General features: G+C 72.3%; 20 protein-coding genes. 13 read left to right on the forward strand and 7 right to left on the reverse strand.

All coding sequences use genetic code 11. The features are described from left to right. The 3 genes from NWP09_RS00005 to NWP09_RS00015 all read right to left on the reverse strand — a co-directional run. On the reverse strand, positions 1-545 hold a 545-nt coding region (locus NWP09_RS00005; protein WP_258273493.1), incomplete at its 3' end, for an NADP-dependent oxidoreductase. Next, positions 542-1,870, reverse strand: a complete 1,329-nt coding sequence (locus tag NWP09_RS00010; RefSeq protein WP_258273494.1) for an MmgE/PrpD family protein — start codon at positions 1,868-1,870, stop codon at positions 542-544. The genes NWP09_RS00005 and NWP09_RS00010, both read right to left, overlap by 4 nt. Before the next feature lie 77 nt (positions 1,871-1,947). Beyond that, positions 1,948-2,652, reverse strand: a complete 705-nt coding sequence (locus NWP09_RS00015) for an SDR family NAD(P)-dependent oxidoreductase (RefSeq protein ID WP_258273495.1) — start codon at positions 2,650-2,652, stop codon at positions 1,948-1,950. 291 nt (positions 2,653-2,943) lie between these two features. Here NWP09_RS00015 and NWP09_RS00020 point away from each other — a divergent pair, with 291 nt between their 5' ends. From NWP09_RS00020 to NWP09_RS00045, 6 genes are read left to right on the forward strand one after another with little or no spacing between them, the layout of a single operon-like run. Beyond that, the gene (locus NWP09_RS00020; protein ID WP_258273607.1) at positions 2,944-3,771 is read left to right on the forward strand and encodes an alpha/beta fold hydrolase; all 828 of its coding nucleotides are present in this window, start codon (positions 2,944-2,946) and stop codon (positions 3,769-3,771) included. Between the two features lie 20 nt (positions 3,772-3,791). Further along, positions 3,792-5,327 (forward strand): NAD(P)/FAD-dependent oxidoreductase, encoded by a 1,536-nt coding sequence (locus NWP09_RS00025; RefSeq protein WP_258273496.1) that lies wholly within the window; start codon positions 3,792-3,794, stop codon positions 5,325-5,327. After that, the gene (locus tag NWP09_RS13500) at positions 5,324-5,620 is read left to right on the forward strand and encodes a LysR family transcriptional regulator (RefSeq protein ID WP_309137084.1); all 297 of its coding nucleotides are present in this window, start codon (positions 5,324-5,326) and stop codon (positions 5,618-5,620) included. Before NWP09_RS00025 ends, NWP09_RS13500 begins: the two co-directional genes overlap by 4 nt. Continuing rightward, positions 5,617-6,678 (forward strand): Ldh family oxidoreductase, encoded by a 1,062-nt coding sequence (locus NWP09_RS00035; RefSeq protein WP_258273497.1) that lies wholly within the window; start codon positions 5,617-5,619, stop codon positions 6,676-6,678. The genes NWP09_RS13500 and NWP09_RS00035 overlap by 4 nt, the downstream gene beginning before the upstream one ends. Further along, positions 6,678-7,502 carry a fumarylacetoacetate hydrolase family protein gene (locus tag NWP09_RS00040; RefSeq protein WP_258273608.1) on the forward strand — a complete coding sequence of 275 codons (825 nt, stop codon included), beginning with the start codon at positions 6,678-6,680 and terminating at the stop codon, positions 7,500-7,502. The genes NWP09_RS00035 and NWP09_RS00040 overlap by 1 nt, the downstream gene beginning before the upstream one ends. After that, the gene (locus NWP09_RS00045) at positions 7,499-8,440 is read left to right on the forward strand and encodes a C-terminal binding protein (protein ID WP_258273498.1); all 942 of its coding nucleotides are present in this window, start codon (positions 7,499-7,501) and stop codon (positions 8,438-8,440) included. The genes NWP09_RS00040 and NWP09_RS00045 overlap by 4 nt, the downstream gene beginning before the upstream one ends. Before the next feature lie 7 nt (positions 8,441-8,447). Here NWP09_RS00045 and NWP09_RS00050 read toward each other — a convergent pair whose 3' ends face one another. Beyond that, positions 8,448-9,344 (reverse strand): LysR family transcriptional regulator, encoded by an 897-nt coding sequence (locus NWP09_RS00050; protein WP_258273499.1) that lies wholly within the window; start codon positions 9,342-9,344, stop codon positions 8,448-8,450. Between the two features lie 118 nt (positions 9,345-9,462). On the opposite strand from NWP09_RS00050, the gene NWP09_RS00055 reads away from it, so the two are divergent. Next, on the forward strand, positions 9,463-10,623 hold the full coding sequence (locus NWP09_RS00055; RefSeq protein ID WP_258273500.1) for an iron-containing alcohol dehydrogenase: 1,161 nt from the start codon (positions 9,463-9,465) through the stop codon (positions 10,621-10,623). Between the two features lie 87 nt (positions 10,624-10,710). After that, positions 10,711-12,222: a CoA-acylating methylmalonate-semialdehyde dehydrogenase gene (locus tag NWP09_RS00060; protein ID WP_258273501.1), complete on the forward strand. Its 1,512-nt coding sequence runs from the start codon at positions 10,711-10,713 to the stop codon at positions 12,220-12,222. A 52-nt stretch (positions 12,223-12,274) separates the two neighbouring features. On the opposite strand, the gene NWP09_RS00065 is transcribed toward NWP09_RS00060, so the two are convergent. From NWP09_RS00065 to NWP09_RS00075, 3 genes are all read right to left on the reverse strand, one after another. Continuing rightward, a complete protein-coding gene (locus NWP09_RS00065; protein WP_258273502.1) occupies positions 12,275-12,862 on the reverse strand; it encodes a cysteine hydrolase family protein in 588 nt (195 codons plus the stop codon). Further along, positions 12,859-14,280, reverse strand: a complete 1,422-nt coding sequence (locus tag NWP09_RS00070; RefSeq protein ID WP_258273503.1) for a cytosine permease — start codon at positions 14,278-14,280, stop codon at positions 12,859-12,861. Before NWP09_RS00070 ends, NWP09_RS00065 begins: the two co-directional genes overlap by 4 nt. Positions 14,281-14,352: 72 nt before the next feature. Next, positions 14,353-15,321 carry a flavin reductase gene (locus NWP09_RS00075; RefSeq protein ID WP_258273504.1) on the reverse strand — a complete coding sequence of 323 codons (969 nt, stop codon included), beginning with the start codon at positions 15,319-15,321 and terminating at the stop codon, positions 14,353-14,355. A 106-nt stretch (positions 15,322-15,427) separates the two neighbouring features. On the opposite strand from NWP09_RS00075, the gene NWP09_RS00080 reads away from it, so the two are divergent. From NWP09_RS00080 to NWP09_RS00100, 5 genes are read left to right on the forward strand one after another with little or no spacing between them, the layout of a single operon-like run. After that, positions 15,428-16,150, forward strand: coding sequence for a GntR family transcriptional regulator (locus tag NWP09_RS00080; protein WP_258273505.1), 723 nt, complete (start codon positions 15,428-15,430; stop codon positions 16,148-16,150). Continuing rightward, positions 16,147-16,815, forward strand: a complete 669-nt coding sequence (locus tag NWP09_RS00085) for an amino acid synthesis family protein (RefSeq protein WP_258273506.1) — start codon at positions 16,147-16,149, stop codon at positions 16,813-16,815. Before NWP09_RS00080 ends, NWP09_RS00085 begins: the two co-directional genes overlap by 4 nt. Beyond that, a complete protein-coding gene (locus tag NWP09_RS00090; protein ID WP_258273507.1) occupies positions 16,812-17,363 on the forward strand; it encodes an amino acid synthesis family protein in 552 nt (183 codons plus the stop codon). The genes NWP09_RS00085 and NWP09_RS00090 overlap by 4 nt, the downstream gene beginning before the upstream one ends. 13 nt (positions 17,364-17,376) lie before the next feature. Beyond that, positions 17,377-18,144, forward strand: a complete 768-nt coding sequence (locus tag NWP09_RS00095) for an alpha/beta fold hydrolase (protein ID WP_258273508.1) — start codon at positions 17,377-17,379, stop codon at positions 18,142-18,144. Continuing rightward, positions 18,141-19,625, forward strand: coding sequence for an aldehyde dehydrogenase (locus NWP09_RS00100; RefSeq protein ID WP_258273509.1), 1,485 nt, complete (start codon positions 18,141-18,143; stop codon positions 19,623-19,625). Before NWP09_RS00095 ends, NWP09_RS00100 begins: the two co-directional genes overlap by 4 nt. The last annotated feature ends 3 nt before the right edge of the window (positions 19,626-19,628 follow it).

Consider the following 19,628-nt stretch of genomic DNA (forward strand, 5'->3'; position numbering starts at 1 on the left):
ATGGGTATAAGGAACAGGGCGCACGCCGTGACGCGCGCCCCGAGCGCGAGGGCCATCTGCACCGCGAGCCGCCCTACGCCGCCGCCGGCCGCGCACACGAGCACCGATTCCTCGGCGCGAAGGCCGCCCGCGTCCTCGAGCGCCTGCAGCGCGGTGAGCCCGGCGAGCGGCAACGACGCGGCATCCGCGAAGCCGAGGCCCTCGGGCATCCGTGCGAGCTGCCGGGCGGGTGCGGCGACGTACTGGGCGTAGGCCTCGGCCGGCAGCGGGAAGCGCGGCATCCCGAAGACGCGGTCGCCCGCCGCGAACCGGTGTGAGCCGTCGGCGACCTCCTCGACGACGCCCGCGACGTCGAAGCCGAGGATCGCGGGGTCTCGCCAGTATCCGCGGCCGCCCGTGGCGCGGGATTTCCAGTCGGTCGGGTTGACGCCCGCCGCCTCGACGCGCACGAGCACCTCTCCGGGCAGCAGCGACGGCAGCGGCACCTCGATCGGCTGCAGCACCTCGGGCGCTCCCCACGCGGTCGCGGCGACCGCCTGCATCATCCGCGGCACAGCGCCTCCCAGGGCGCGATGCCCTCGAGCGCTCCGATGAGGCGCTCGACGCCGCCCGCGCTGTCGATCCCGCGGACGAGGGCGGGCAGCTGGTCGGCGAGCGCGCGCGGGAGGCCCGCGGCGGGCAGCAGCTCGAGCGCCATCCGCGCCGATCGCTGGGCATCGACCTCGACGCCGTCGGAGGCGCCGACGAGGCGGCGCCCATCGGTGAGCTCGATCTCGATGTGGGCCCCGTGCGCGAGGCTGGCGGAACGCCCGCCGACGACGCCGACGAGCGCGCGGAGGCGCTGCGCCTCGGCGGTGCCGGGGTGGAGTGCCGCCGCATCGACGCGGCCATCGGCCAGCGCGACCGCGACGCCCTGGCGCGCATCCATCATCGCCTGCGCCCACGACGAGGGCGGATACGCGAGGTCGATCCCGGGGTACGTGGCGTCGGCGTCGCTCAGCCGCACGGTGACGCGCTCGATCGCGGTCAGATCGGCGGCGATCAGCCCCTCGCGCAGCGCGACGGCCACCTCGACCGCTGCCTGGTTGATGGCGCAGACGGGATGGGCCTTCAGGAGCATCTGCTCGATGACCGGCTCGCCGGCGAGCGCGGCAGGCAGTGCGGCGACGATCGCGGCAGCGCGCTCCGCGTCGACGCCGAGCGCTCGCAGCAGACCCGACCGGCCCTCGATCGCCGCGGCCGCGCCGCGCGCTCCGCCTGCAGCCCAGAGCGCCGACTCCAGGCCGTCGCGCGCGGCCGCGCTGGTCTGCAACCGCCACTCATCCGTGCCTTCGAGCCACACCTGAGTGAAGCCGGCCGCACGGTTGGCGGCGATCGCGATCGCGTTCGCTGCCGCCGACGCGTCGAGCTGCAGCACGACTGCGGCCGCCGCCGCGGCCGCGATGGGTCCCACGACTCCCGTCGCGCGCATGCCCCGCGCACGGACGTGCGGCAGGAGCGCGACTCCCAGCGCGCCGCCGACCTGGTATCCCGCGACGACTGCCGCGAGCAGTCGGTCGCCGTCGATGCCGCGCGGGGCGATCGCGAGCACCGCGGGCGTCACCGCGCTCCCGAGGTGCGTGACCGAGTGCGGGTGCTCGTCGTGCTGCGCTCGTGCGCCCATGCGCAGCGCGGTCGCGAACGCGAGGTCGGTCGCTGTCGCGGGCCCCTCGGCCCACGGCAGGGCGCGCGCACCCGCTAGGCCGGGCAGCGGCATGCCGTGCGCCGCGAGCCCGACGATGAGGTTGTGCAGCAGCACGGCCTTCGCCGCCCCGCGCGTCGGCTCTGCGAGCGGCTCGCGAGCGACGCGGAGTGCGTAGGCCGCGAGCATGGCCGCAGCCCCCGGCTCGATCGCGGCTTCGTCGGCAAGGGCAGCCGGCGTCGACCAGGCGCCGACGGGCGCCCCGCTCACAGCGGCGCGGCGCCGACGGTCATGCCGCCGCACACGTTGAGGTTCTGCCCGGTGATGAAGCCGGCCTCGTCGAGGAGGAAGCCCACCGCGGCAGCGATGTCCGAGGGCTCGCCGACGCGCTTGACGGGGATCGCGTCGATGATCGCCCGCGTGCGCGGGTCGTCGGCGGGGTTCGCCGCTTCGAACATCGCCGTGCGGATGGGACCCGGGCTCACGGCGTTGACCGTGATGCCGTGCTTGCCGAGCTCGAGCGCCCACGTGCGGGTGACCCCGATGATGCCGGCCTTCGAGCCCGAGTAGGCCGAACGGCCAGCCTTGCCGAGAGCGGCGCGGGAGGCGATGTTGACGATGCGCCCGAAGCGCGCTTCGCGCATACCGGGCAGCAGCGCCTGCGAGCACCGCATGGCGGCGATGACGTTGATCTCGTAGGTCCGCAGCGCATCCTCGATCTCGAGCTGCTCGAGCTCAGCGACGCGGATGTAGCCGACGTTGTTCACGAGCCGGTGGATCGGCCCATCGGCGAGCGCCTCCTCGAGCGCGGCGGCGACCTGCGCGCCGTCGGAGAGGTCGGCCTGGATGCCGCCCGGCTGCTTGTCGATCACGATGACGTCGCGGCCGAGCCCTCGCTGCTGCTCGACGATCGCGGCGCCGATGCCGCTCGCTCCACCCGTGACCAGCACGCGCTCCTTCGACCCGCCCATGGCGCTCCCTACGTCTGCGGCCAGCGGCCGCGATCAGCTCTGCACGTCCCCGCGACGGGAGCGCTCCGGGCGCCATCGCCGCAGCCCGATCGTACGCAGGGAAGTGAGAGCGGGCAATCACATCCGCCTATTGGCATCCGCTCCGACGTTGTGTACGCTCACCGCAGAGCACAGTTTGATAGTGCGCTCTCAGAATCTTGATCACGATGGAGTGAGGTGGCGATGGTCACGGAGCAGGCAGAGCGTCAGAGCGCTTGGCATGTCGATGGGACGCTGCGCGAGCCGCTGTTGGTGCAGCCGAGCGGGCACGTCGAGCAGGGCGGCCGATCGATCCCGATCTACGACAGCGGCAACGAGACCGCGGCCGCGACGATCGTGCTCGTGCACGGCAGCTCCGGCACCGCGCGCGGCAGCTTCTGGGCCGTCTACCCGATCCTGAGCTTCACGCGCCGCGTCGTCGCGTTCGACCTGCAGCTGCCCGCCGAGGACGGCGACCTCACCCTCGCCGACGCGGTCGACCAGCTGCGCGCGGTCGTCGAGCACGCATCCGCCGACGGCCCCGTCGCGCTCGTGGGCTACTCGTTCGGCGCTGTCGTCGCGGCGGCCTACGCCGCGGAGCAGCCCGGCACCCTCGCGTCGCTCGCGCTCGTCGCTGGCTGGTCGAAGACCGACCGGCACCAGCTCGTGCGCAACGACCTGTGGCAGCGCCTCCACGACAGCGACCCCGAGAGCCTCCAGCGCCTCACGCTGCTCATGGCCTACTCCCCCGGCTTCGTCGTCGGGCGCAACGCGCGCGACTGGGCCGAGCTGCAGCAGGCGGTCACGCGCCCCTACCCCGCCCAGATCATGCGCCTCAACCGCGAGATCGACATCACCTCGGGCCTCAGCCGCATCGACGTGCCCACCCTCGTCATCGGCTGCACCCACGACGCGATGGTGCCGCTGCACCACGCGCGCGTGCTCTTCGGCGCCATCTCCGACGCCCGCTACCTCGAGATCGATTCCGGCCACGCCGTCTCGGTCGAGCGCCCCGCGCAGCTCGCCGTCGCGATCGACGACTTCACGGTCGATCCTCGCGAGCACCCCGCGGGCACCATCATCCCCGTCGACCACGCCTGATGCAGAACCAGGAGCACGCCATGACCACCGCATCCGCCACCCGGGCCGCCGGGCAGTCGACCACCCACGCGAAGATCGCGATCATCGGCTCGGGCTTCGCCGGCCTCGGCCTCGCGATCCAGCTGCGCCGCCGCGGCGAGCACGACTTCATCGTGCTCGAGCGCGCCGGCGACGTCGGGGGCACCTGGCGCGACAACACCTACCCAGGCGCCGCGTGCGACATCCAGTCGCACCTCTACTCCTACTCGTTCCGCCCCAACCCCGACTGGTCGCGCGTCTACGCCACCCAGCCCGAGATCCACGCGTACCTCCGCGAGGCGGCGATCGACGAGGGCGTCATGCCGCACATCACGTTCGACGCCGAGCTGCTCGAGTCGACCTGGCGTCCGGATGCGCAGCACTGGGCGCTCGAGACGACCGCAGGGTCGTTCACGGCCGACTTCGTCGTCACCGCCGCTGGCCACCTCTCCGACCCGAAGCTGCCGGCGATCGAGGGGCTCGAGCGCTTCTCGCGCCCCATGTTCCACTCGGCGCAGTGGGACCACTCGTTCGACCCGGCCGGCAAGCGCGTCGGCGTGATCGGCTCGGGCGCCTCCGGCATCCAGATCGTGCCAGAGCTCGCGAAGACGGCCGAGCGGCTCACGGTCTTCCAGCGCTCGGCGCCCTACATCATCCCTCGCGTCGACCACGAGTACAGCGACGCGCAGAAGTCGATGTTCCGCCGCATGCCTGAGACGGCGCAGGCGCTCCGCGACGAGCTGTACTGGGGCAACGAGGCTCGCTTCCCGCAGCGCCGCGGCATCGCCGACTTCATCGCGAAGATCGAGGCGACCGCGCGCGACCACCTGCACGCGCAGGTGCCGGCCGGCGAGCTGCGCGACAAGCTCACGCCCGACTACATGATCGGGTGCAAGCGCATCCTCATCTCGAACGACTACTACCCGACGTTCCTGCGCGACAACGTCGCGCTCGAGACGAGCGGCATCGTCGAGGTCACCGAGACCGGCATCGTCACGAACGACGGCGAGGTCGAGCTCGACGCGCTCGTGCTGTGCACGGGCTTCGAGGCAGCCGACCTGCCGATCACGCACCGCATCTTCGACGAGCACGGCCGATCGATGGCCGAGTCGTGGACGCGCGGCGGCGCCGCCTACGCGTGCTCGACCGTCGCCGGCTACCCGAACCTGTTCATCATGAACGGGCCCAACTCGGGCCTCGGCGCGGGCTCGATCATCTTCATCATCGAGTCCCAGATCCGCTACATCCTCGGCGCCCTCGACCACATGGCCGACACCGGCGCATCCGTCATCGAGATCACGCAGGAAGCGCAGGACGCGTTCATCGACTCGGTCGACGCGCGGGCCGCCGACACGGTCTGGCTCAACGGCGGCTGCCACTCCTGGTACGTCGACCACCGCTTCGGCCGCCTGACCACGGTCTGGCCCGACTTCATGCACAAGTTCCGCCGCGAGGCGGGCACGTTCCGGCCCGACGAGTACCGCTTCGACGGCGAGCCGGCGCTCGCCGAGCGCGAGCTCGAGCAGGTGCGCGCGTGAGCGCCGTGAACATGAGCGGCGTGAACCTGTGGCGGCTCGAGTGCTTCGTCGCCCTCGCCGAGGAGCTGCACTTCGGCCGCGCCGCGACGCGGCTGTTCATCACGCAGCCCGCGCTCTCGCTGCAGATCAAGCAGCTCGAGCTCTCCCTCGGCTACGAGCTCGTCTGCCGTGCACGCCAGGTGACGCTCACCGACGAGGGGCGGCGGCTGCTGCCGTACGCGCACCAGGTGCTCGCCGCCGCGGAGTCGTTCGTGAGCGCCGCAGTGGCGCGCGGCCGGCTGCAGGCCGCATGACGCGCCCGCAGGTCTCGCCCGAGCGGCTTGAGCTCGCGGTGCGCGAGATCCTCGTCGCCGCCGGCTGCGCCGGCGAGGTGGCGGATGCGGTGGCGCACGGGCTCGTGGACGCCGACCTGCACGGCGTGGCGTCGCACGGCGTCTCGCGGCTCGGCATCTACCTCGAGCGGCTGCGCTCGGGAGCCGTGCGCGGCCATGACGCCGTGTCGGTCGTGACCGAGTGGCCGACCGGCGCCGTGCTCGACGCCGGGCACTCGTTCGGCGCATGGTCGGCGGCGCGAGCCACCGACCTCGCGATCGAGAAGGCCCGCGAGGCAGGCATGGCGGTCGTCGTCGCACGGCACGCCGACCACTTCGGCCGCGCGGCCGCGTTCAGCGAGCGGATGGCCCAGGCCGGCATGGTCGCGATCGTCGCGGCGAGCACGGCGCCGCTCATGCCCGCCGTCGGCGGCGCCGAGCCGGTGATCGGCAACAACCCGATCTCGATCGCCGCGCCGGGCGGCGCGGGAGCCCCGTTCGCCGACATGGCGCTCTCGGCGGTCGCGCTCGGCAAGATCATCGAGGCCGAGCGCACCGGGCGCGACATCCCGGCCGGCTGGGCGACCGATGGGGACGGCGCCCCGACCACGGACCCGACCGCGGCGCGCAGCGGCCTGCTGCTGCCCGCCGCGGGCGCGAAGGGCTTCGGCCTCGCGTTCTTCATCGAGGTCCTCACGAGCATCCTGGGCGGCGGCGAGGGCGGGGAGGCGCGCAGCCTCTACAAGCAGCGCGACGAGCCGAACGACTGCTCCCACGTCTTCATCGCCGTCGACGCGAGCCGCTTCGAGGCCGCCGCTGAGGCGCCGGTCGCGGAGCGCGTCGACCGGTTCTCCGATCGCATCCGCTCGAGCCGCCGAGCCCCTGGCGTCGAGGCGATCTACGCGCCGGGCGACCTGGAGCGCTCGGCGGCGGATCGGAACCGGGCGGGCCTCGCGCTCGCGCAGGCGACGATCGACGAGCTCGAGGCGCTCGCCGCGGAGGCGGGCGTGCCAACCCCATTCACCAAGGAGGCGGCGTGATGCTGCAGCGCGTGCAGACCACCGATGGGCGCGATGTGCTCGTGCGACGCGAGGGCGACGCCCTCGACGTGCTGGGCCCGTGGGACGGCGGACGGATCCTCGACGCCGTGCCCGACGCATCCGCCGCGCGCCTCGACGCGGCTGACGCGACGCCGCTGCCGTTCCTCCGCGAAGGCGCGAAGATCCTCTGCGTCGGCCTCAACTACCGGCCGCACATCGAGGAGATGGGCCGCGAGGCACCGGAGTACCCGACGCTCTTCGCGAAGTTCGTCGACTCGTTCGTCGGACCGGCCGACGACATCGTGCGGCCCGCGGATGTCGACCAGCTCGACTGGGAGGGCGAGATCGGCGTGGTGATCGGCGCTCCCGTGCGCACGGCATCCGCCGACGACGCCGACGGCGCCGCGCTCGGCGCGGTCGCGCTCAACGACGTCACCTCGCGCGGCCATCAGTACCGCACGACGCAGTGGCTGCAGGGCAAGGCGCTCGACAGCCTCTCCCCGATCGGGTCGCTCCTCGCGCCGCTCGCCGACGACCTCGAGATCGTCACCCGGGTCGACGGCGAGGAGGTGCAGCGCGGCCGCCTCGACGAGCTCGTCTTTGGCGTCGCGGACCTCATCGCCTACTGCTCGAGCATCGTGCGGCTGCGGCCGGGCGACGTCATCGCCACGGGCACGCCCGGCGGCGTCGGCCACGGCATGCAGCCGCCTCGCCACCTGCAGCCGGGCCAGCTGCTCGAGACGGAGCTCACGAGGGACGGATCCTCGATCGAGACGCTGCGCAACCGAGTCCGTGATGGCGCAGCGACGGCGGCGCAGCCGTGACCTCCGAGCGCACGCTCCTCATCGCGCCCCACCAGTTCCCCGACCTCGCGCGCGAGGAGGCCCTCGCCGACGAGCTCGGGCTGCGCCTCGTCGTCGCGCGCGACGCACGCGAGTTCGCCGAGGCGCTCGAGCACGCATCGGTCGCCATGGTCACGCCCTACGTGCGCCTCGGGCACGACGACTTCGCCCGCATGCAACGCTGCCTCGGCGTCGTGCGGTACGGCATCGGCTACGACAACATCGACGTGCGCGCGGCCGAGGAGCACGGCACGCCCGTCTCGATCGTGCCGGATGCGTCGTCGGAGGAGGTCGCATCCCACGCCTTCGCCATGGGACTCATGCTGAGCCGGCGCATCCCCCAGGGGCAGGCGGCGATCGCCCGCGGCGAGTGGGCCAGCAGCGTGCCGTTCGACAGCCCGGTGCTCAGCGAGCTGCGCGTGGGCGTCGTCGGGATGGGGCGCATCGGACGGCTGGTCGCGACCTGGTGGCGCGACGTGGGCGCCCAGGTGCGCGCGTACGATCCGATCGCCGTCTTCGACGCGGTGCCCGCGGCTCCGCTCGACCGGCTGATCGAGGAGTCCGACGTGCTCTCGCTCCACGTACCGCTCACCGATGCGACCCGCCACCTGCTCTCCGCCGCGACGATCGCGCGCATGCCGCGCGGCGCGGCCGTCGTCAACGTCTCGCGCGGCGGCCTCGTCGACGAGGCGGCGCTCGCCGATGCGCTTGAGCGCGGCCACCTCGGCGGTGCCGCGCTCGACGTGTTCGAGCAGGAGCCGTTGGCCGTCGACCACCCGCTCCGCGACGCGCCGAACGCGGTCCTCACCCCGCACTCCGCGTGGAAGTCGCGCAGCTCGCTCGCGGCGCTGCAGTCCGGCGCGGTGCTGCGCGCGAGGCAGCTGCTGCAGGGCGAGCCAGTGCTCGACCGGGTGGCCTAGCGGCCGGTCAGCGCTCCCCCGTCGACAGGTGCGGATGGCCCGCCACGAGCGCCCGCATCGCGTCCGCGATCACCCGCACCCGCAGCAGCTCGGTGAGGTCGCGCGGCACGACGAGCCAGTAGGTGCGGCTGATACGAAGCTCCTCCGGCAGCACGCCGACGAGCGACGGGTCGGCGGCGCCGATGTAGGTCGGCAGGATCGCGACGCCGAGCCCGGCGCGGGCAGCGCTGTGCTGCCCGGTGATGTTGTTGGTCTGCAGCCGGGCGTGCCCGCGCGGCAGCAGCTCGTCGAGGATCCGCAGCGGCGCGACGTCGAGCAGCGCCTCGACGTACCAGATGAGGTCGTGGTCCCGCCGCAGCTCCTCCACCGACCCCGGCGTCCCGTGCCGCTCGAGGTACTCGCGCGACGCATAGGCGCGCAGCTCGTAGTCGGCGAGGTGCCGCACCGCCGCCGCCCGCGGCGAGGGCTTCTCGAGCGTCACAGCCAGGTCGAAGTCGCGCGCGGTGATGAGGTCGTGGCTCGTCGCGGTGATCACCTCGACCGACAGGCCCGGGTGCGCGTCGAGCAGCGGCCGCAGCCCGGGCACGAGCACGTTCGCCCCGAAGCCGTCGGGCGCGAGCAGCCGCGCGGTGCCGCTCAGCTCCCCCGCGCGCGAGACGACCGCCTCGAGCGCGCGGGCGACGCTCGACTCGACCGCCTCCGCGTGCGGCAGCACGAGCCGCGCCGACTCGGTGATGCGCCAGCCCTGAGGCGTGCGGTCGAACATCCGCACCCCCAGCTCCTGCTCGAGCCGGCTGATGCGCCGCGACACGGTCGTCTCGTCGACCTGCAGGCGCGCCGCCGCGTCGCGCAGCCGGCCCGTGCGCGCGACTTCGAGCAGGAATCGCAGGTTCTCGGCATCCACTCGACCATTCTGCACTTCTGCAGTTCGTCCTGCGCCATTGGCCGTTGACGCCTGCACGAGCGCCTGGCGATGCTGGTCCCATCCTCTTGACGGATCCGACCACGAAGGCGTGCACCCGGTGAGCTTCGACATCAACACCCCTCCCATCCTCCGCTTCGGCGCGGGCAGCGTCGACAGCATCGGCGGGCTCCTCAGCAGCCTGGGCGCGGCGCGGCCGATCGTCGTGACCGACGCGTTCCTCGTCTCGACGGGCGTCGCCGCGAGGGTGGCGGATGCGCTCGGCGCGGAAGGCCTGCAGGCCGCGGTCTACGACGGCACGATCCCCGACCCCACCACCGACTCGCTCGAGTCGGGCCTCGAGGCGATCCGGGCGCACGGCGCGGACAGCATCGTCGCGCTCGGCGGCGGCAGCCCGATCGACACCGCGAAGGCGCTCTCGGTGCTCGCGGTGCGCGGCGGCCACATGCGCGAGCTGAAGGCGCCGTTCCAGTTCACGGGGCGCGCGCTGCCGGTCATCGCGGTGCCGACCACGGCCGGCACGGGCTCCGAGGTCACGCAGTTCACGATCATCACCGACAGCGACTCGAACGAGAAGATGCTGTGCGCAGGCCCCGGCTACCTGCCGAAGGCCGCGGTCGTCGACTTCGAGCTCACGCTGTCGATGCCGCCGCGGCTCACCGCCGACACCGGCATCGACGCGCTCACCCACGCGATCGAGGCGTACGTGAGCCGCAAGGCCAACCCGGTCTCCGACACCTACGCGCTCGCCGCGATCTCGCGCATCGGCCGCTACCTCCGCCGCGCCTACCGCGACGGCGGCGACCGCGAGGCGCGCGAGCAGATGATGATCGCCGCGACCCTCGCCGGCATGGCGTTCTCGAACGCATCCGTCGCCCTCGTGCACGGCATGAGCCGGCCGCTCGGCGGGCACTTCCAGATCGCGCACGGCATGGCGAACGCGATGCTGTTCGCCGAGATCACCGCCTTCTCTGTCGACCACGCCGTCGAGCGGTACGCGACGTGCGCGCGCACGCTCGGCGTCGCATCCGACACCGACAGCGACGAGGCCGCGGCCGCCGCGCTCGTGCAGGAGCTGCGCGACCTCGCCCGCGAGGTCGAGGTGCCGACGCCCGCGACGCGCGGCATCGACCGCGCCGTGTGGGAGGAGCGGGTGCCGATCATGGCGCAGCAGGCGCTCGCCTCCGGCTCGCCGAACAACAACCCGCGAGTGCCGACGGCCGAGCAGGTCGAGCAGCTGTACCACGCGGTCTACGCCTGACCCTCCCCAGCGCAGCGCCCCACCGTCAAGGACGAAGCGCGCCGAGCGCGCCGCACCCCACGAACCTCAACGCAACCAGGAGCATCCATGACCATCACCGAGCAGCCCACCACCACCGAGACGATCCCCCACTTCATCGCCGGCAGCCGCCGCGAGGGCTCGGGCCGCACCGCGCCCGTGTTCAACCCCGCGCTTGGCACGGTCGCGCGCGAGGTCGCGCTCGCGTCGGCCGACGAGGTCGCCGAGGCGATCGCGGCGGCGAAGGCGGCGTTCCCCGCTTGGCGCGACCTGTCGATCGCGAAGCGGCAGGCGATCATGTTCCGCTTCCGCGAGCTGCTCGTGGCGCGCAAGGACGACCTCGCGCGCATCATCACCGCCGAGCACGGCAAGGTGCACTCGGATGCGCTGGGCGAGATCGCGCGTGCGATCGAGGTCGTCGAGCTCGCGACCGCGTTTCCGCTCATGACGAAGGGCGAGTTCTCGGAGAACGTCTCGACCGGCGTCGACGTCTACTCGCTGCGCCAGCCGCTCGGCGTCGTGGGCATCATCAGCCCGTTCAACTTCCCGGCGATGGTGCCGCTGTGGTTCGCGCCGATCGCGCTCGCGGCCGGCAACTCGGTCGTGCTGAAGCCCTCCGAGAAGGACCCGTCGGCCGCAGTGTTCATCGCCGAGCTCTACGCCGAGGCGGGCCTCCCCGCCGGCGTGCTCACCGTCGTGCACGGCGATAAGGAGGCGGTGGATGTGCTCCTCACCCACGAAGACGTCGCCGCGATCTCGTTCGTCGGCTCCACGCCGATCGCGCAGTACGTCTACGAGACGGGCTCGAAGCACGGCAAGCGCGTGCAGGCGCTCGGCGGCGCGAAGAACCACATGCTCGTGCTGCCCGACGCCGACCTCGACGTGACCGCGGACGCGGCCGTGAACGCCGGCTTCGGCTCGGCGGGCGAGCGCTGCATGGCCATCTCGGTGGTCCTCGCGGTCGAGTCGATCGCCGACGAGCTGCAGGCGAAGATCGCCGAGCGGATGCAGGGCATCCGCACCGGGGACGGCACGCGAGACAACGACATGGGCCCGCTCATCTCGGCGGCCCACCGCGACAAGGTCGTCGGCTACATCGGCACCGCCGAGGCGGATGGCGCGACCGTGGTGGTCGACGGCCGCGACCCCGAGGTCGACGGCGACCCGAACGGCTTCTGGGTCAAGCCCACGCTGCTCGACAAGGTGCCGACGGAGTCGAAGGCGTACCAGGAGGAGATCTTCGGCCCGGTGCTCTCGATCGTCCGCGTCGCCTCGTACGAGGAGGGGCTCGAGCTCATCAACGCCAACCCGTTCGGCAACGGCACGGCGATCTTCACCAACGACGGCGGCGCCGCGCGCCGGTTCCAGAACGAGGTGCAGGTCGGCATGGTCGGCGTGAACGTGCCGATCCCGGTGCCGGTCGGCTACCACTCGTTCGGCGGCTGGAAGCAGTCGGCGTTCGGCCAGGGCAAGGCCTACGGCAAGCACGCCTTCGACTTCTACACCCGCGAGAAGGTCGTGACGAGCCGCTGGCTCGACCCGAGCCACGGCGGCCTGAATCTCGGCTTCCCCTCGAACTGACGCCGCGCACGGTGCAGGGCGCGCCCCGGCCGGGGGCGCGCCGTGCACCGTCTCAGGCGGCGGGTGCGGCGGCGCCGACGAGCTCGGAGGTCCGGGTGAGCGAGACCATCGGCGCGAGCATGCCCATGAGGGCCACCGCCTGGTCGTGGGCCTCCTCTGTGGCGCCAGCGCACGCATCCGTCACGACCGTCACCTGCTTGCCCGCGTCGACGGCGCCGAGCACCGTCGAGAGCACGCAGCAGTCGGTCGCGACGCCGCACACGACGAGGTCGCGGCCCTCCGTGAGCGCGGCGAGCTCGTCGCCCCACTTCGAGAACGTCGGCAGCGAGAGCACGGAGTCGCTCGGGCGCACCGGCATCGTGAGGTCCCACGCGGTTGAATCGGGCGCCTCGCGGCACGCCGACCACCGGTCGTAGTAGGCGCGCCAGCTGCCGAGCTCGGCGGGATCCCGTACGAACCGTGTCCAGATCACCGGCCCGGCCGACACCTCCACCAGCCGGCCGATCCGGTCGGCCGCGGCGTCGTAGCCGCCCGTCGACCACTGGCTCCCGGGGTCGCGGAAGATGCGCTGCATGTCGATCACGACGAGGGCGGGCGGCCGTGCGTCCGCCCGACCGCCGCCCAGCACGGCGCCTGTCACGCCGACACCGTATCCACCGACGGCGTCGCCGTCGCCCGCCGGCGCGAGAGCGATGGCAGCCTCCGCAGCAACAGGTAGGCGACCGCGGCACCGAGGGCGCCGGCCAGGTAGGCGACGTCACCCACGCTGGAGAAGGTGCTCGCGAGCGGCCCGGTGAAGAGCGTCGAGTTCCAGAAGAGCGCCGAGAACGCGCAGCCGATGATCCAGGCGACGAAGCCCCACTCGAACGTGCGCTTGGGGTCGAACAGCTGCCGCACGCCCGCGACGCCGAGCGGCCGCATGCGCAGGTAGTAGTCGAGCAGCAGGATCGTGCTGAACGGCACGACGAGGTAGGCGAGGATCAGCAGGAAGTCGTAGAACGCTCCGTAGGGGTTGCCCTGCATGAGCAGCGTCACGCCGAGGCTGATGGCGGCGATGACGACGACGCCGACCACGCGGTTGACCGGGATGCGGATCGTGAGCAGCGAGAGCGAGCCGCCGTAGAGGTTCATGGCGCTCACCGGCAGGGTCGACAGCACGACGGTCAACATTGCGACGGGCGCCCACGCGCCGGTCATCTCGGCGAGCGCCTGGATCGCGTCGAGCTCGCCTGCGAAGCTCGAGACGAGCACGCCGATGCCGCCGAGCCACATCATGGCCACGAACGTGCCGGCCGCGGTGTAGAGCGTGACCTTCGCGTGCGAGGTCGTGCGCGGCAGGTAGCGCGAGAAGTCGGAGGCGAACGGCGTCCAGGTCATCACGTAGGCGAAGAAGAAGCCGGCGAAGGTCAACCAGCCCGCGAACTCACCCACGAAGTACGGGGCGTCGGTGTTCACCACCTGGGTGAACTCGGTGCGCTGCAGCGACAGGACCGTGATGACGGCGAAGAGGATCGCGAGCACGACCGTCGCGATCTTGTTGACCAGGTGGATGAGGTTGTGGCCCCAGATCGCGAACACCGCCTGCACCGCGAAGATCGCGACCGCCGCCGCCCAGAAGGGCACCTCGACGAGCTGCTGCAGTGCGAGCACCGCGAAGACGGTGTTGACGGCGGTCCAGCCGATCGCCGACACGACGGTGAGCAGGGCGATGGGCAGGAAGTTCCCGAGGAAGCCCATGGGCCCCCGGCCCTGCACCTGCTGCGGCACGCCCAGCTTCGTCCCGATGCCGGCGAGCACGCCCATGACGACCGCGCCGAGCAGGGTGCCGACGGCGACGGCGCTGAGCCCCTGCCAGACGGTCAGGCCGAACAGCGATGAGAAGAAGCCCGATACGAGCACGGCGAGCACCATGTTCGCGGCGAACCACAGGGTGAACTGATGCCGCGGGTGTCCGTGGCGCTCGGCGACCGGGATCTCCTCGGTCGCGAACGGCTCCGTGCGCGTGAGCGACGTGCCGTAGGTCGGGACGCTCGTGGCCCCAGGGTCGATCTCGGTCATGGCGACGCTGCCTTCTTGGTGACTCGATGGTGGATGGGTTGGGTCGTGCTCGGGCCCGGAGGCTCCGGGTCGTCAGAGCTCGGTGAGCGAGGACCCGTCGAAGAACTGCCCCGCCTTGTAGACGATGGGCGTGCGGTCGGTGACCTCGGCGTGGATGACGCGGGCGATGAAGACGGTGTGGGTGCGAGCCTGGAAGCGCTCCTTGATCTCCGCCTCGATCGAGGCGGAGGAGCCGTCGAGGAGCGGGCTGCCCTGCGGGCCCTTCCGCCAGTCGACGTGCGCGAACTTGTCGGGCTCGCGCGAGGCGAAGGTCGCGAGGGTGTCGCCCTGCTCGGTGCTGAGGATGTTGATCCCGAGGTGCCGGGAGTGGAAGAGCGCCGGGTAGGTCGACGATGTCTTCTGCACGCAGACGAGCACGAGCGGCGGGTCGAGCGAGACAGACGCGTAGGAGTTCGCGGCGAGCCCGCGCGGGCGACCCTCCGCATCCGTGGTCGTGACGACCGTCACGCCCGTGACGAACTGCCGGTTGAAGCCCTTGAGCGCCTCGCGCTGCGCGCCGGAGAGGTCGTCGACGACCGACGCCTCAGGCTCCGGCTCGAGCGCGGCGCGGAGCGACGGCACGCCGAGGTCGGCGAGCAGCTCGCTCTGATCCCAGGTGACGCGCTCGAAGGCGATGCGGCCGTCGTGCAGCCGGCCCTGGTTGGAGCCGCGCGTCTGCACGCGCGTGCCGGTCGCGGGCACCTCGCCGAGGTCGTGCGCGAAGGTGCCGGTGCTGCTCCAGAAGATGGCGAAGTCGTCGCCGTCGATGATGAGTTGCTCGACCGTGGTCGAGAGGTCGGGGAACGCCGCTCGGATCTGCAGGATCTCGCGCTTGTGCGCCGCGAGGTCCCAGCGCGCCCCGCTCGCTGCGCTCTCGCGCACGAAGTCCGCGGTCATCAGCTCGTCGAGCCGGTCGACCTCGCCGCGATCCCAGGCGGCCTCCCACACGGCGCGCACGGCGCTGCGGATGTCAGTGGTGACAGCTTCCGTGGTGTCTGGCATGCAAGTGATCGTAGGTGTCGACAACAGAGTCGTCAAGTACCGGCCCAAAACGGAGGAAAACCTCGGATGCGTTGCGATTAGGTGGCATGCAAGGTACGGTCTTGGCATGCAAGAGAATCTCGAGCGCTCCAGCGTCGGCGGCGGCACCGCCAGCGAGCCACCGCTGCTCGACCGCCTCCGCGCCCTCGTCCTCAGCGGCGAGTTCCCGCCTGGCGCCCCGCTGCCCGAGCTCTTCCTCGCGCAGGAGTTCCAGGTGAGCCGCACGCCCGTGCGGGAGGCGCTCAAGCAGCTCGAGAACGAGGGGCTGGTCGAGATCAGGCCGCGCGTCGGCACGTTCGTGCGCCAGCCCACGCGCCGCGAGATCGTCGAGCTGTTCGAGCTCAAGAGCGGGCTCGAGGGGCTCGCGGCCGGCCTCTTCGCCCGTCGCGGCAACGTGCCCGAGCTCGACGCGCTGCGCCGCAACCTGTCGGCCTCGGCCGAGGCCGTGCGGCGGGGCGACGGCGCGCTCTACGCGGTGCTCGTGCACGAGTTCCACAACTGCCTCATCGCGGGCGCCGACAACCGCAAGCTCACCGAGCACTACGAGAGGCTCATGAACCAGCTCGCCTACCACCGGCTCGTGCGGAAGTCGGTCGACCAGCCCGGCCGCCTGCGCGACTCGCTGCACGAGCACGAGAGCATCGTGCTCGCGATCGAGTCCCGCGACCACGTGGGCGCGGAGCTCGCCACCAGGCAGCACGTCGACGCCTCGAGCGCCTCGACGATGCGTGCCCTCGCGAGCGAGGCCGGGTCCGCGCCGGCCGACGAGCCGACGGGTGCCGGCGAATGAGGCTCCTCACCGCGCCTGCCGGCGCCGTCGACCTCACGAGCGCCTCGACGCTCCGCGGCTACGAGCCGATCGCCGCCGCCATCGGCCTCCGCGGCATCCGCACCGTCGTCGAGGAGCTCCCGGGTGCGCCAGCCGCGCCCGCGACCCGACGCGCTGCCGCCATCGCGATCATCCGCAACCCGTGGGCGGGCACTGGCACCGACCACGATCTGCAGCCCGAGACCGAGCGCATCGCGCCCGTGCTCGCAAAGCTGCTGAGCGACCGGCTGCTCCACGCCCTCGGCGGGGCGGATGCGGTGCAGGCGTTCGGGAAAGCGGCGGTCGTCGGCGTCGACGGCGAGCTCGAGCACGCGGGCGCCCTCATCCACACCCCCTACTTCGGCAACCTCGTGCGCGAGGCGCTCGGGGGGACCTCGATCCTGTGCTTCGCCGACGCGCGATCCGAGGCGGGCGAGAGCCACCGCATCCCGCTCTGGCACAAGACGGCCGCCGCGACGCGCGACTTCTATCAGTCGCTCGACGTGCACCTCGCTGACGCTCCCCACCGCGGCGAGATCGCCGTGATCGCGGGGGCGGCAACCGGCCCCCGCCCGCACGCCCGCATCGGGGATCGCGCGACCGACCGCGCCGTCACCTCCGACATCCTGAAGGGAATCACCCTGTGATCGTCCGCAAGCTGACCACCATCGTCGACGAGATCGCGACCGAGGGCGGCCGCCCCGTCGAGCCCGCTGCGCGCGTCGCGGTCGTCGCGGTCGTCATCGACAATCCGTGGCACGGGCAGGGCTTCGTCGAGGATCTCGCGCCCGGCATCGCCGCGACCGCCTCCGATCTCGGCGCGCTGCTCGCGCCGCGCGTCGTCGAGGCGCTCGGCGCGCCGATCGAGGCGTACGGGAAGGCCGCGATCGTCGGCCTCGACGGCGAGGTCGAGCACGGCTCGGCGCTCATCCACACGCTGCAGTTCGGCGACCACTTCCGCAATGCCGCGAGCGCCACGACGCTCCTGCCGGCGGTCGAGAAGCGCGCGGCGGCAGGCACCGTGTTCGACATCCCCCTCAAGCACATCACCGACGCGACGATCCGCTCGCACCACCAGAGCGTCGAGGTGCGCGTCCCCGACGCGCCGCACGCGGGCGAGATCCTCGTCGCGCTCGCCGGCGCCGCGCAGGGCCGGCCGCAGCAGCGTCTCGCGCCGCTCTCGACCGAGCAGTAGGCGGCGGCGCGCGATGACGGAGAAGCACGAGACGCCACGGCTGGCCCCGCCGGTCGTGCTGCTGCACGGCGTCGGCCTCGACCGCACGGTCTGGGATGCGCTGCGGGCGCTCATGCCGGAGCAGACGGATGCGCTCGACCTGCCCGGGCACGGTGCCAGGCCGCCGCTGCGCGCCCCGGCGTCGCTCGCCGAGCTCGCCGACGACGTGCGCGCGCGGATGCCTCGCGGGCCCGTGCACCTCGTGGGGTTCTCGCTGGGCGCGCTCATCGCGCAGCACATCGCCGCCTTCCACCCGGAGGTCGTCGCGAGCCTGACGTGCGTGAGCTCGGTATGCAAGCGCACCCCCGACGAGGCGGCGGCCGTCGCCGGCCGGCTCGAGGCGGCGCGCGCCGACTTCCCCGCCAGCGTCGCCACGTCGCTCGAGCGCTGGTTCCCGCACGACACCGAGGTGCCGCCGGCGACGATCGTCGCGACCGAACGGGTGCTGCTCGCGAACGACCGCGCCTCCTACCTGCACGCGTACGAGGTCTTCGCGACCGGCGATGCAGTCATCGCCCCCGAGCTGCACCGCATCACCGCGCCCACGCTCGCCATCACGGGCGAGCTCGACCCGGGCTCCACCCCCGAGATGACGGCGCGCCTCGCCGCGGCGGTGCCCGGCGCCCGCGCGCTCGTCGTGCCGGGCGCCCGCCACATGCTGCCGGTCGAGGACGCCCCCGCCCTCGCCGCAGCCCTCACCGCATTCATCGACGAGACGCAGAAGGCAGAGGCCACCGCATGACCGAGCGACTGCACCACTGGATCGGCGGCGCGCGCGTCGCCGGCAGCAGCGGCGAGCACTTCCCGAGCATCAACCCGACGACGCTCGAAGACCTCTACGAGGTGCCTCGCGGCAACGAGGAGGACGTGCGGAAGGCCGTCGCGGCCGCGAAAGCGGCGTTCGAGCACGACAGCTGGCGGCGTCTGAGCGCGAGCCGGCGCGGCCGGCTGCTGCGCAACCTCGGCGACCTCATCGCCGAGCATGCGGAAGAGCTCGCCCGCAGCGAGAGCCTCGACAACGGCAAGCTGCTGCGCGAGATGCGCGGGCAGCTCGCGACGCTCCCCGAGTACCTCTACTACTACGCAGGGCTCGCCGACAAGGTGCAGGGCTCGCAGATCCCCGCGACCAACGTCGACATCCTCAACTACACGCAGCGCGAGCCGCTCGGCGTCGTCGGCGCGATCACGCCATGGAACTCGCCGCTCACGCTCACGACCTCCAAGATCGCGCCCGCGCTCGCCGCCGGCAACACCGTGGTGATCAAGCCGAGCGAGCACACCTCCCGCACGATCCTCATGGTCGCCGAGCTCGCCTCCCAGGCGGGGTTCCCCGACGGCGTCGTGAACGTCGTGACCGGCTACGGCGCCGAGGCCGGGGCCGCCCTCGTCGCGCATCCGGACCTCGCGAAGATCTCGTTCACCGGCTCGACCGCGACCGGCAGCCGCATCGCCGCGCAGGCGGCGGCGCGCTTCATCGGCTGCACGCTCGAGCTCGGCGGCAAGAGCCCCAACATCGTCTTCGACGATGCGGATGTCGCGAACGCGGCGATGGGCGTGATCGCCGGCATCTACGCCGCCGGCGGCCAGACCTGCATCGCCGGCAGCCGCGTCTTCGCCCACAAGGCTGTCTACGACGAGCTGCTCGAGCGGGTCTCGGAGCGCGCGCGATCGATCCGCATCGGCGACCCGCTCGCAGCCGAGACCGAGCTCGGCCCGCTCGCGTTCGCCGACCAGCTCGACAAGGTCGCCTCCTACGTCGACCTGGGCGTGACCGAGGGCGCCTCGGTGCGCGTCGGCGGCGGCCGGCCCGAGGGGCTGGACCTCCCCGGCTACTTCTACCAGCCGACCGTGCTCACAGATGTCGACAACTCGATGCGCGTCGTGCGGGAGGAGATCTTCGGCCCGGTCGCGGCCATCATGCCCTTCGAGACCGAGGACGAGCTCGTCGCGCTCGCCAACGACACCGAGTACGGCCTGGCCGCGGGCGTGTGGACGCAGAACCTCGCCCGCGCGCACCGGATGGCGCGGCGCCTCGACGCCGGCACGATCTGGGTGAACACCTACCGGGCGATGTCGCCGATGTCGCCGCGGCAGGGCTTCAAGAGCTCGGGCGTGGGCATCGAGCACGGGCTCGAGTCGATGCACGAGTACACGCGGCTGAAGAGCGTGTGGATCAACACCGACGAGGGGCCGGTCGCCGACCCCTTCGTGATGCGGGGCTAGGGC

The sequence above is a fragment of the Agrococcus sp. HG114 genome, assembly GCF_024723325.1.
GTDB lineage: Bacteria > Actinomycetota > Actinomycetes > Actinomycetales > Microbacteriaceae > Agrococcus.

Excerpts from the sequence above, each read along its gene's own strand:
- NWP09_RS00010 (WP_258273494.1), bottom strand. The coding sequence starts at position 1,870 with ATGCTCGCGGCCTACGCACTCCGCGTCGCTCGCGAGCCGCTCGCAGAG.
- NWP09_RS00080 (WP_258273505.1), top strand. The coding sequence starts at position 15,428 with ATGCAAGAGAATCTCGAGCGCTCCAGCGTCGGCGGCGGCACCGCCAGC.
- NWP09_RS00025 (WP_258273496.1), top strand. The coding sequence starts at position 3,792 with ATGACCACCGCATCCGCCACCCGGGCCGCCGGGCAGTCGACCACCCAC.
- NWP09_RS00095 (WP_258273508.1), top strand. The coding sequence starts at position 17,377 with ATGACGGAGAAGCACGAGACGCCACGGCTGGCCCCGCCGGTCGTGCTG.
- NWP09_RS00085 (WP_258273506.1), top strand. The coding sequence starts at position 16,147 with ATGAGGCTCCTCACCGCGCCTGCCGGCGCCGTCGACCTCACGAGCGCC.
- NWP09_RS00040 (WP_258273608.1), top strand. The coding sequence starts at position 6,678 with ATGCTGCAGCGCGTGCAGACCACCGATGGGCGCGATGTGCTCGTGCGA.
- NWP09_RS00015 (WP_258273495.1), bottom strand. The coding sequence starts at position 2,652 with ATGGGCGGGTCGAAGGAGCGCGTGCTGGTCACGGGTGGAGCGAGCGGC.
- NWP09_RS00060 (WP_258273501.1), top strand. The coding sequence starts at position 10,711 with ATGACCATCACCGAGCAGCCCACCACCACCGAGACGATCCCCCACTTC.
- NWP09_RS00070 (WP_258273503.1), bottom strand. The coding sequence starts at position 14,280 with ATGACCGAGATCGACCCTGGGGCCACGAGCGTCCCGACCTACGGCACG.
- NWP09_RS00075 (WP_258273504.1), bottom strand. The coding sequence starts at position 15,321 with ATGCCAGACACCACGGAAGCTGTCACCACTGACATCCGCAGCGCCGTG.
- NWP09_RS00100 (WP_258273509.1), top strand. The coding sequence starts at position 18,141 with ATGACCGAGCGACTGCACCACTGGATCGGCGGCGCGCGCGTCGCCGGC.
- NWP09_RS00035 (WP_258273497.1), top strand. The coding sequence starts at position 5,617 with ATGACGCGCCCGCAGGTCTCGCCCGAGCGGCTTGAGCTCGCGGTGCGC.